Raw genomic sequence first — 12,067 nt, 5'->3', positions numbered from 1 at the left:
GTGCGCGGCTTTTTTACATAATGTTGTTATAGTTCATGATTTGGTTTCTAAAGATGCAGGGAATTTCTTTATGAACTATAACGCCACATTATGTAAAGAAGCTTGGGAGAAAAAAATACCGGCGCAAGTCACGCAGTGTACGTGTTATTGCACCAATAACTGTGACGGTATTTTTTTTAGGAGCATTGGGAAGGAGTGGCAACTGGAATGCAAATCGCTACTTTAACACTAAACAAAAAAGGATGCTTGCAATTTAAAACAAACACCCTTTACTTATCGAATAATAACTAACTCTAAAACTTCATTCGCTGTATTCGAACCGCATTTAGAATAGCCAACAAAGCTACACCTACATCTGCAAAAACAGCTTCCCACATTGTCGCTAATCCTCCTGCGCCTAGAACTAAAACAATTGCTTTTACAATAAATGCTAAACCGATATTTTGCCAAACAATTTGTTTTGTCTTCTTTCCAATATTGATAGCTGTAAAGATTTTATAAGGTTGGTCGTTTTGAATTACGATGTCAGCAGTTTCTATTGTGGCATCACTTCCTAAACCACCCATTGCAATTCCTGCATCAGCAAGAGCTACTACCGGGGCATCATTTACTCCATCACCGACAAAGGCAATTTTTAGGTTTTGCAATTTCAGTTCTTGTACTTTTTCTACTTTGTTTTCCGGTAATAAATCACCGTGTGCTAAGTCTATGTTTAGTTCTTTTGCAACAGCATTAACAACAGCCTGTTTGTCTCCCGAAAGCATTACGGTTTTGATGTTTACTTTATGTAAGCTTTCAATTGCCTGTTTTGCATCTTCTTTGATTTCATCGGCAATTAGAAAATAGCCGGAATACTTTTGATTGATGGCAATGACAATAATTGTAAAAGGAGTATTCTCGATTTCGGCATCGTAACTGATATTGTATTTTTTCATCAGTTTTACATTCCCTGCCAAGATTTGGTTTCCATCTACTTTGCCTTTTAGTCCATGTCCTGCAATTTCTTCTACATCAGTAACACTTGCACCTTTTTCCATACCTTTTGCGTGTTCAATAATGGCTGTTCCGACCGGATGTGTTGATTTGGTTTCAAGTGCTGCAACCCATTTTACTAAATCAGCCTCTGAAACATTAATCGCTACTACTTTTTGCACTTTAAAAACACCTTTTGTAAGCGTTCCTGTTTTATCCATAACAACTACCTGAATAGATGCCATTATATCGAGAAAGCTTGAACCTTTGAATAAAATTCCGTTTTTGCTTGCTGCTCCAATTCCACCAAAATAACCTAAAGGAATACTTATAACTAAAGCACAAGGACAGGAAATAACCAAGAAGACTAATGCTCTGTATAACCAATCTCTAAACACATAATTATCTACAAAAAGAAGAGGTAAAACACATATTGCAATTGCTAAAAACACTACAATTGGTGTATAGATTTTGGCAAATTTTCTAATAAATAATTCTGTTGGTGCTTTTTTGGCTGTGGCTTCCTGCACCATTTCGAGGATTTTTGAAAGTTTACTATCGGTATAGGCAGTTGTTACCTCTACCTGAGCAACGGTGTTTAGGTTTATCATTCCTGCCAAAACGGTTTCTCCTTTGAGCTTACTATCGGGTTTACTTTCTCCTGTTAATGCGGCTGTGTTAAAAGTTGCATTGTCTGACAATAGTTTTCCATCTAACGCTAATTTTTCTCCTGGCTTTAATTGAATGATTTCGCCAATAGTTATTTCAGAAGCTTTTTTGGAAATAGCAACATTTTGCTTTAAAATGGTTGCTTCATCAGGTCGCTGGTCTAACAATAATTTGATATTAGATTTTGCCCTTTGTACGGCTAATGTTTGAAATATTTCTCCAATGGCATAAAACAGCATTACGGCAACTCCTTCGGGAAATTGTCCGATAGAAAATGCTCCAATTGTGGCGATGCACATTAACAGAAATTCTGAAAATATTTCGCCTTTTCGGATGCTTTCAAAAGCTTCTTTTAAAACTGGAAAACCAACAGGAATATAAGCCACAATATACCAACCAATTCGCACCCAACCTTTAAACCAAGTTTGCGTAAAATAGTTGTCGAAAGCAATTGCAACGAGCAATAAAGCAAAACTTATAATTGCAGGTGTAAACATTTGCAACGTAGTTTGGTTTCCGCTCGAATGGTCATGGTCGTGTCCGTCTTCCTCTGAATGTTTATGCTCTTTGTGAGTAGTGCAACAACCGCTATCTTTATCCGTTTTCCTATTTATTTTCTCTTCGAGTGTGCAACAAAGCTGTTTGCCGTTTGCATCGTATTTGTGTTGGTGTGCCATTTGATTTTCTTATTGGTTTTACTCTTCTTCTCCACTTCCTTTTGTCAACTCTGATAATAAATAATAAGCTCCTTTAATTACTACTTTGGCATCGGGTGCTACTTTGTCTATGGCTTTTACTTCGGTGTAGCCCATATCAGTTGCTCCAGTAGTAATTTTAATTTGCTGAAATGTATTCTTGGCTGTTTCAATAAATATAAAATGGTCTTCACCATTATTTACGATAGCTTCTGTTGGCAATGCAACGGCATTCGCATTATTGATTTTTACTCTTGCTTCTACATACATGCCCGGCAAAACCGTTTCGGTCATTTCGTTAATTTTTGCGTGAACCAATACTGCTTGTTCGTTAGGCTCAAACGCTTTATTTACAGCATAAATAGTTGCAGGATGCGTGTGTGCAATGTCATTGGCATCGCTGAACGTTATTTGTTGCCCAATCTTTATTTTGTGGATGTCTTTTTCAAAAACTTTCAAATCCAAATGTAAAAATCGGTTGTCAATGATCTCAAAAAGTAAGGCGTTAGGTTCAGCATATTTTCCCATACTCAAATTGATATGTTGAATGTAACCGCTTATAGGAGCCGAAATAGCTATGCTTGAAGCAATATTTTTTGAAGAAAGATTATTGACGTTAATACCCAATTGCATCAATTTAGATTTAAAAATTTCTCTTTTGGCTTGGGCAATCTGCAATTCCCGCTGTGCCTGTTGATAGGTTTTACCTGCATTGATATTATCATCCCTTAATTCTTTTTGGCGTTGGTATTCCTTTTCCAAATAAGAAAGATTGGCATTGTTCTCTAAATAATCTTGTTGCAATTGTAAAACTTCAGTATTTACAATGGTAGCTAATGTTTTTCCTGCCTTTACAAATTCGCCCTCTTGAACGTAAATATTTTTTACAATTCCACCGCTCAAAATACTTACTTGCGCCTGATATTGTGGAGGCAAAGAAAGTTTTCCATTGATTTTTAAGGAAGAGGTTAGATTCTTGTTTTCAAAACTACCTAACTCTAAACCGATAGCTTTTATTTGAGCATCTGTAAAGTGAACGGTAGTTTGGCTTTTTGATTCGGGAGCTGCTTCTTCTTTTTTAGCTTCTTCGGAACTGTTCTTGCACGAACTAAAGGTCAGTATAGCAATAAGTGCGATGATTATATTATATTTCATAGTGATGAATTTTATTTGTTTATTAAATACTGAATATTGATGACTGTTTGATTGTAATTGTTCAATACCGTTAGATAATCCGTTTTTATTTTATTGGCATCTTTTAGGTTCTGGGCATATTCAATATATCCTATGTCACCAGATTTGTATAGCCGTTGTGCGGAAGTTATTATACTTTCTGCCATTGGCAAACCCTCTGCTTTGTAGTAATTGAGTTGTTCCAAATATTGTTTTTGCTGTTCAAATTGCTGCAAATAGATTGTTTCTAATTCTTGTTGTGATTTTTCCAATTCCTTTTTTGCAATCTGTGTTTCAATTTCAGCGGCTTGACTTCTTGCCTTAATACCGTTTCGGAACAAAGGAATATTGATACCGACACTACCGTAATAGAAAGGCTTTTCTTTGTCTAAACTTTGTCCGTTAAAGCCCAAATTAAAAGAGGGGATGGCTTTTGCCTTTTCTGCTTTTACAACTAATTCTCTTGCAATAATCTGTTGTTGCAAATACTTTAAAATAGGGTGGTCTTTCACTAATGTGCTATCGGTTAAACTGATTTCGGGCAATGCTTCATACTTTGATGGAGCTGTGTAGTTTTCATTGCTTTTTGTCCATTTTTGAAGTTCAGCTAAATAATAAACCACTTGCGTATTGGCTTGTGCCAATTGATTTTTCAATTCTTTGCGCTGTAATGAAGCACTGATTTTCTCTAATCTGTTACTTTCGCCAACTTGAAACTTTTTATCAGCATACTTTTCATAGTCGGCAAAAACTTTATCGGTTTCAACCAGTAAATTGTATTGTTGCCAACTGTAAAGCCAATTGTAATAAGCATTGGAAACGTTTTTAATCAATTCGTTTTTGGTAACTTCTTCAAACGATTTGGCTACGGTTACATTCTGATTTAACAGTTTCCTATTCGCACTATTAGTTACTCTGAAGCCTTGTGCTACCCCAACATTGTAATCAAAAAGTTTGCTGTTCATTTGACCCAAATTACTATTGATATTGAAAGGATCTAAAACAGTAGCTGTTTTGGTTAAAGCTTGTTGTTGCTTGGTTTGCAAAGATGCCTGCTGAATAGTTGGATAATTTTTAATAGCCAATTGCAAAGCGTCATTTAACTGTAAAGGATTGGTCTGTGCCTTTGCTGTATAGGATAAACTGCTCATTAAAAACAATACAATAACAGTAATTACAGGATTTATTTTTTTAGTTTTTTTGGGCGTCATCACTAAATAATATAAAACAGGTAAAACAAATAAAGTCAAAAGTGTAGAAGTCAATAAACCGCCTATTACAACTGTTGCTAAAGGTTTTTGTACTTCTGCGCCTGCGCTAGTTGATAATGCCATCGGTAAAAACCCTAATGAGGCTACCGTTGCCGTTGCTAAAATAGGTCTTAACCTTGCAGCACTTCCTTTGTAGATTCGTTTTAATAAATCATCTTCTCCCTCGTCTTTCAGACTGTTGTAATAACTGATTAATACAATACCGTTGAGTACCGCAACCCCAAATAATGCAATAAATCCAACTCCTGCGGAAATACTGAAATTCATTCCACGAACCCATAAAGCCAATATACCACCAATAGCCGCCAACGGAATAGCCGAAAAGATAATAGTAGCTTCTTTGATGGATTTGAATGTAATAAACAGCAAAAAGAAAATCAGCAATAATGCCACAGGAACAGCCAATTGCAATCGCCCTTTTGCTTCCTGTAAGTTTTGAAATTGGCCACCGTAAGTAATAAAATAACCTTCAGGAAGTTTTAGTTTAGCATCTAACTTTTTTTGAATGTCTAAAACCACACTTTCCACATCACGCCCTCTAACATTGGCTTCAATCACAATTCTGCGTTGCGCATCTTCACGGCTTATTTGGGATGGCGAAGTTTTAAATGTTACTTCGGCTACTTCGTTTAATGGTATTTGATTACCCTTTGGAGTAGGAATCAATAAACTTTTAAGAGCATCGATATCCGTATTCTGATTTTTTGGAATCCGAACTACCAAATCAAATTTTCTTTCTCCCTCATAAACAACTCCGGTAGTTCCACCTGCATAAGCAGTATTTATAATTCGGTTTACGTTGGCAATGTTCAAACCATACTGTGCAATCTTATTTCGATTATAATTTACTACTAAATTGGGCATCCCAGTTACTTGCTCTACTTTAATATCGGCTAAACCATCAATTGATTTTAAAAGCGGAACTGCTTTATTGGCTTCAGAAAAAAGACGGTCTAAATTATCTCCGAATATCTTAATGGCAATATCCGATTTAACACCCGCAATCAACTCATTAAAACGCATTTGAATTGGTTGCTCAAAAGACAAATTACACCCCGGAATGGCACTCAATTTTTCATTCATCTTTTCAGCTAAATCTTCTTTATTGTGTGCTGTTGTCCATTCTTTTTTATCCTTTAAAACAATTATTATATCGCCACTTTCTATAGGCATTGGATCGGTTGGAATTTCGCTACTACCAATTTTGCTTACTACTTCTTTTACTTCCGGAAATTGTTTTAATAAATTTTCTAATTGTGTACTAACTTCTATTGTTTGGGGTAAACTACTACCTTGTCTAATCCTTAAATTCATTGCGAAATCACCCTCGTCTAATTCGGGAATAAATTCGCCACCTAAAGAATTGAATATAAATAACGATGCAATGAATAGAAATATGGCACTTCCAACTACCATTAATCTTCTTTCTAAAGCTTTTACTAGAATCGGTTGATACCAGTTGTTTAGTTTATTCATGAACCTATCGGTAAAATTAGGTTTGTCGTGTATTTTTTTACTTAAAAAAAGACTACTTGCCCAAGGCACATAAGTAAGAGAAAGTATTAATGCTCCCAATATGGCAAAACTTACTGTTTGCGCCATTGGCATAAACATTTTTCCCTCAACGCCACTCAACACAAATAATGGAATGTAAACTATTAGAATTATGATTTGTCCAAATATGGCACTATTCATGATTTTTGAAGAATTGCTGATTACTTCCTTATCCATTTGCTTTTGGGACAGCATATTGTTTTTATAATTCTTGGAGAAAATGTGCAACGTGGCTTCGACAATAATAACTGCACCATCCACTATAAGTCCAAAATCTAAAGCACCCATGCTCATTAGATTGGCACTTAATCCGAACATATTCATAATGATTATAGCAAATAACATCGCTAAAGGAATTACTGAAGCCACGATTAACCCGGCTCGTAAACTTCCTAAAAACAACACCAAAACAAGGATTACAATTAATGCTCCTTCCAATAGATTTGTACTAACCGTGTGAACCGTTCGGTCTATTAGTTTTGTTCTGTCTACAAAAACATCAATTTTTACTCCTTTTGGCAATGATTTCTCGATTGATTTTATTCTGTCTTTTACTCGTTCAATAACTCGTACTGCGTTTTCTCCTTTTTGCATCAAGACCACACCACCAACAGTTTCTCCGCTTGCGTTTCTTGTCATAGCACCATAACGAGGTGCTGAACCAAATTTTACTTCGGCAATATCTTTTATCAGGATAGGAACACCAGTATTGTTTTTTACTACAATGTTATTGATGTCTTCCAAGTTTTGAATTAGTCCTTCTCCTCTTATAAAGTAGATGTTCGGACCTTTATCAATATAACTTCCACCTGTATTTTCATTGTTGTTTTGCAGCGCATCAAAAACATCTATTAGCGTTAGATTATTGGCAGCTAATCGCTCTGGTTTTACCGATACTTCGTATTGTTTTAGTTTACCTCCAAAACTACTTACATCAACCACGCCAACAGTTCCTAATAACTGACGGCGTACAATCCAATCCTGAATAGTTCTTAATTCGGATAGATTATATTTTTTTTCATATCCTTTTTGTGGCACTAACACATATTGAAAAATTTCACCAAGCCCTGTGGTTGGTGGTAATAATTCGGGAGAGCCATATTGTTTTGGTATGCTTTCTGTGGCTGTTTTTATTTTTTCGTCAACACGCTGACGAGCTATGTTTACAGGCACGTTGTCCTTGAAGACAATTGTTATTACCGATAATCCGGAACGGCTTGTACTTCGCAATTCTACCATTTCCTGCAATGATTTGAATTCCGTTTCTAATGGATAGGTAATAAATTGTTCTACTTCCTGAGTAGCTAAATTTGGGGAATTTGTAATTACCTGGACTTGATTGTTGGTTACATCAGGTAGTGCATCTACGCTCAATTGTGTAAATGAGTAGATTCCAAACGAAACAAAAATAGCAAGTAAAACCCCTGTAATCAGTTTGTTGTTTACTGAAAAGTTTATGATTTTATTTATCATTGTTATAGTATAATGAATGAGTAATTAGGCACGAATGCCCATTAAATACTGTGGAAAGCCCACAACTCTATGACCCGAAATTACTCGGGCTTCATTATGCTATTTGAGGCGGTTGCCAAATACTTCCGAAGAAATTGGAAGCAAAAACGGATTTGTATTCAGGTACTTTTTTATCAATACTAGTCTTAATTGAAATCAGGCTATATGAGTATGTAATGTTTAGTGAAAACCCTTGGCAGCCACAGCAACTGCAAACACACATAGGAGAACACACATCATTATCGTGGTGTGGTGCAGATTGGTTGCCTATCTCTACTTTTTTGGATGTTAAAAACGCCTCTCCATCTGCACAAGGCATACAGGAAAGTCCAATTAAATAGAATGATAATATGAGTGTTAGTATTTTCACGAGTGTAAAAGTAGTATTTTTTTAATAACAAAAAGGCAAACAGCCTATTTTGCTATTTGCCTGTTGCTGTTAGATGTACTTTAATTTATTTTTTTTCGACTAAATCCATTCCGCATTTAGGGCATTTTCCTGGTTTGTCACTTGTAACTTCTGAGTGCATTGGACAGATGTAGGTCATTGCCATAGTGTGTTTTTTGGTTTTCATTTTTTTGCTTTTGGTCATCATAGAACACTTATCCATTTTGCCATCCATGTCCATGCAGTCGCCTTCTTTCATTTTCATTTTTTTACCATCTTTCATAACGCATTCGCCATTTACCATGCAGGTTGTGCCATTTTTCATTTTCATGTCTTTGTCCATGGGCATCATTTTGCCATCTTTCATACACATCATTTTACCGTCTTTCATCATGCAACAATCTTTCATTGCTGCTTTTTTAGTTTTGGTTTGTGCGTTGATGTTACTTGTTGTAAGTGATGCTGCTATGAATAGCATTACCGTAAACATTTTTGCCATCATTTTTGTATTTTTCATACTATATAAATTTAGTTTTTTCAGTTGCGCTGTTACCCGCTCTTCAGATTGCTGTTGCCCAGGAATATCATTTGTGCTTTAATTTTTTTAATATCTCAAATTGGCTCCAATTCCAAATCCCATATCACTATCGTAATGGGTTCTGATACTTACATTTCTTCCAATTATATATCGTGCATCGACCATATACTCTTTATCAGTATTTACCATGAATCCCATTCGGAGCCTTTTGGAAACAGGTATTTCTTTGCGTTCAAATTGTAATCTAAATTTTCCATCGTTAAAAATTTCGACTTGTGCCATAATTAGCATTGGCAAAGTATAATTGATACCTGCACTAAAAACAGTTCGTTTATCTTTGGTATTGGTTTGACCGAAAAGGTTTCGTTCTTGTTGGTCGATACCCATTTTTCTGTATCTGGCGTCAAAACCTATAAACGGCATTATCCATTGCATTTTACCAATATATCTACCAATGTGGGTTTCAGTCTCATAACCGTGCATATCATTATATCCCAATCGCCATTCAGTGCCAATGCTCCAGCGTGTACTTTGATACATTGCTTCGCCATCATTACCATTGGTTGCAAAGTCGTTTTCTGCCATAAAATGAAACTTTCTATCATCGGCAAATAATTTACGTTTTGCTAGTTTTGGGTTTGGAATTTCCGGATTTGGTGCTTGGTTTTCATATGTAAAAACCCTGCCCATTCCGCTCATCATGTGGTACAGAATATGACAATGAAAAAACCAATCGCCTTCTACATTGGCATTGAATTCAAAAACATCAGTTTCCATTGGCATAATATCCACAACATTTTTTAGTGGAGAGAAATCGCCTTGTCCATTTAATAATCTAAAATCGTGACCGTGCAAATGCATTGGGTGACGCATCATAGAACCATTGTGAATTGTGATGCGCACATTTTCTCCTTTTTTGATTAGTATTTTATCTGTTTCAGAAACTACTTTATTGTCTAAACTCCAAACATAGCGGTTCATGTTTCCAGTGAGTTCAAATTTTAATTCCCTTACTGGTGCGTCTTTTGGAAGTGTAGTTTTGGTTGGTGATTTTAGCATTGCATAGTTTAAAGTTGTAATATCTGAAAGTGCATTACTGTTATAATCGGCTTCGGACATTTTCATATCCTTCATTTTTGCATCACTCTTCTTTTTTTGTTCTCCTGTAATTTCTGGGTACATTACTACGTTCATATCCATCTGATTGTAGGACATACTCATTCCCATATCATCTAAATCTCCATTCATTTTCATCATTCCATTCATCATTTTCATACCTTCAAAGTATTTTAACTTTGGTAATGGTTCAATCAATTGCTTGATACCATTACCAATATAATATGAAGCCGAGTATAGTCTATCTTCGGTAGTTGCTAAAAATTCAAAAGCAGTTTTATCAGCAGGAATAGTAAGAACAACATCATAAGTTTCAGAAACTGCTACTATTAATCTATCTACTTCTACAGGTTCAACATCATTACCATCATTGGCAACGACAGTTATTTTTCCTCCTGCATAAGTTAACCAAAAATAAGACGATGCCCCACCATTGGCAATGCGCAAACGTACTTTATCTCCTGCTTTCAATGATTTTTCATTAATACTTTTAAGTTCTGTACTTTGTTTACCATTCATAAAAATTTTATCATAAAACACATCGCTTACATCCATTGCGTTCATACGTTTCCACTCATTTTTCAGTTTTACACCCAAATAGCCTTGCTTTATCGCTTCGGCATAACTTTGAGTTGTTCCTTTTTTGATGGCTGGATAATCATTCGCATTGTGCAACATTCTGTGAATATTGTTTGGGTTCATATCTGTCCATTCGCTTAAAACAATTGGAACTGTCGGTAAATCGTCAATTCCTTTTCTAAAAGTTGGATCATTTGACTTTTTTAGCATAACAAAATTTCCATACATTCCAATTTGCTCCTGTAAGCCAGAATGACTATGGTACCAATGTGTTCCGTTTTGAATGATTGGAAAAGTATATTTGTGAGTTGTTCCGGGTTTAATTGGCATTTGTGTAAGGTTTGGAACGCCATCTTCTTTATTTGGCAGAAATAAACCGTGCCAATGCAATGAAGTTTCTTCTTTTAGTTCGTTATGTACATAAATTTCGGCGATGTCGCCCTCAGTAAATGTAAGTGTTGGCATAGGAATTTGACCATTGACAGCAATGGCTCTTTTATCTTTCCCAAAATAGTTTACTATGGTATCCCTTACATATAAATCGTAACGGACTGTTTTTTGCGCTGATGCAGTTATCGTAAGAAAGAATATTATAGTTGAGAGTTTAATTTTCATAATTTGATTTATTAAAGTTTTAAATTTCGTAATCGTAACGCATTTACTATTACAGATACTGAGCTAAATGACATGGCTAAAGCGGCAATCATTGGGGACAATAAAATTCCGAAAAATGGATATAAAACACCTGCTGCAATTGGCACTCCTAAAACATTGTAGAAAAAGGCAAAAAATAAGTTCTGCTTAATGTTTTTCATCACAGCATGACTTAAATTCTTGGCTTTTACAATGCCTTGTAAATCGCCTTTTACCAAAGTTATTTTGGCACTTTCTATGGCTACATCCGTTCCGGTTCCCATAGCTATTCCTATATTAGCTTGTGCCAAGGCCGGAGCATCATTTATACCATCGCCTGCCATGGCTACAATTTTACCTTCGGATTGTAAACGTTTAATTTCATTTAATTTATCTTCTGGTAAACATCCTGCTTTGTAGGATGATAAGTTTAATTCATCTGCAACGGCTTTGGCTGTATTAACATTGTCGCCAGTTAACATTACTACTTCAACACCTTGTTGCATTAGTTCTTTTATAGCTTCTTTACTCGATATTTTAATTGCATCAGTGATTGATATAAAACCAACTGCAACTCCATCAACAGCAATATATGAAACAGTTTTCCCTAGTTTTTGTTCGGCTATAATTTTGTTTTCCAAATCATTTGAAACACTTGCTTTTACTTGTTCCATTAGTTTTTTATTTCCTAATGCTACTTTTTTATTGGTTACTGTTCCTGTAACTCCTTTTCCTGACACGGCTTCAAAATCTTTTACTTCGATTAAAGAAATGGATTTTGATTTAGCATAATTGACAACCGCTTGTGCTAAGGGATGTTCGCTGTGTTGATTTAAAGAAGCAATACTTTGGATTAGTTCATCATCATTGTTATTGGATGCATAAATTCTTTCTACTGATGGTTTTCCCTCAGTAATAGTTCCTGTTTTATCTGTAATTAAAACATTTACTTTATTCATGTTTTCTA

At 35.4% G+C, this 12,067-nt stretch carries 8 protein-coding genes; 1 reads left to right on the top strand and 7 read right to left on the bottom strand.

From position 1 onward, the window contains the following. Window positions 1-226: hypothetical protein (locus tag V7D82_RS12535; RefSeq protein WP_333601313.1), on the top strand; the 226-nt coding region annotated here is incomplete at its 5' end. A gap of 67 nt (window positions 227-293) precedes the next feature. On the opposite strand, the gene V7D82_RS12530 is transcribed toward V7D82_RS12535, so the two are convergent. From V7D82_RS12530 to V7D82_RS12500, 7 genes are all read right to left on the bottom strand, one after another. Then, window positions 294-2,318, bottom strand: a complete 2,025-nt coding sequence (locus V7D82_RS12530) for a heavy metal translocating P-type ATPase (RefSeq protein WP_162127969.1) — start codon at window positions 2,316-2,318, stop codon at window positions 294-296. Window positions 2,319-2,336: 18 nt separating this feature from the next. Further along, window positions 2,337-3,491: an efflux RND transporter periplasmic adaptor subunit gene (locus V7D82_RS12525; RefSeq protein WP_162127970.1), complete on the bottom strand. Its 1,155-nt coding sequence runs from the start codon at window positions 3,489-3,491 to the stop codon at window positions 2,337-2,339. A gap of 11 nt (window positions 3,492-3,502) precedes the next feature. Further along, complete coding sequence (locus V7D82_RS12520) at window positions 3,503-7,807, bottom strand: CusA/CzcA family heavy metal efflux RND transporter (protein WP_162127971.1); 4,305 nt, start codon at window positions 7,805-7,807, stop codon at window positions 3,503-3,505. A 94-nt stretch (window positions 7,808-7,901) separates the two neighbouring features. Continuing rightward, window positions 7,902-8,216 carry a DUF6660 family protein gene (locus V7D82_RS12515; RefSeq protein ID WP_333601312.1) on the bottom strand — a complete coding sequence of 105 codons (315 nt, stop codon included), beginning with the start codon at window positions 8,214-8,216 and terminating at the stop codon, window positions 7,902-7,904. An 85-nt stretch (window positions 8,217-8,301) separates the two neighbouring features. Continuing rightward, entirely contained in the window at window positions 8,302-8,751 is a 450-nt protein-coding gene (locus tag V7D82_RS12510; protein ID WP_162126029.1) for a DUF6799 domain-containing protein, read from the bottom strand. 87 nt (window positions 8,752-8,838) lie between these two features. After that, the gene (locus tag V7D82_RS12505; protein ID WP_333601311.1) at window positions 8,839-11,082 is read right to left on the bottom strand and encodes a multicopper oxidase domain-containing protein; all 2,244 of its coding nucleotides are present in this window, start codon (window positions 11,080-11,082) and stop codon (window positions 8,839-8,841) included. A gap of 11 nt (window positions 11,083-11,093) precedes the next feature. After that, on the bottom strand, window positions 11,094-12,067 hold a 974-nt coding region (locus V7D82_RS12500; protein ID WP_333601310.1), incomplete at its 5' end, for an HAD-IC family P-type ATPase.

This window comes from Flavobacterium sp. (genome assembly GCF_036741995.1).
In the GTDB taxonomy this organism is placed as follows: domain Bacteria; phylum Bacteroidota; class Bacteroidia; order Flavobacteriales; family Flavobacteriaceae; genus Flavobacterium.
Note: the sequence above shows the minus strand (reverse complement) of the source record. Positions and strands in the feature narration are given on the sequence as shown.

Excerpts from the sequence above, each read along its gene's own strand:
- V7D82_RS12520 (WP_162127971.1), bottom strand. The coding sequence starts at position 7,807 with ATGATAAATAAAATCATAAACTTTTCAGTAAACAACAAACTGATTACA.
- V7D82_RS12505 (WP_333601311.1), bottom strand. The coding sequence starts at position 11,082 with ATGAAAATTAAACTCTCAACTATAATATTCTTTCTTACGATAACTGCA.
- V7D82_RS12525 (WP_162127970.1), bottom strand. The coding sequence starts at position 3,491 with ATGAAATATAATATAATCATCGCACTTATTGCTATACTGACCTTTAGT.
- V7D82_RS12530 (WP_162127969.1), bottom strand. The coding sequence starts at position 2,318 with ATGGCACACCAACACAAATACGATGCAAACGGCAAACAGCTTTGTTGC.
- V7D82_RS12510 (WP_162126029.1), bottom strand. The coding sequence starts at position 8,751 with ATGAAAAATACAAAAATGATGGCAAAAATGTTTACGGTAATGCTATTC.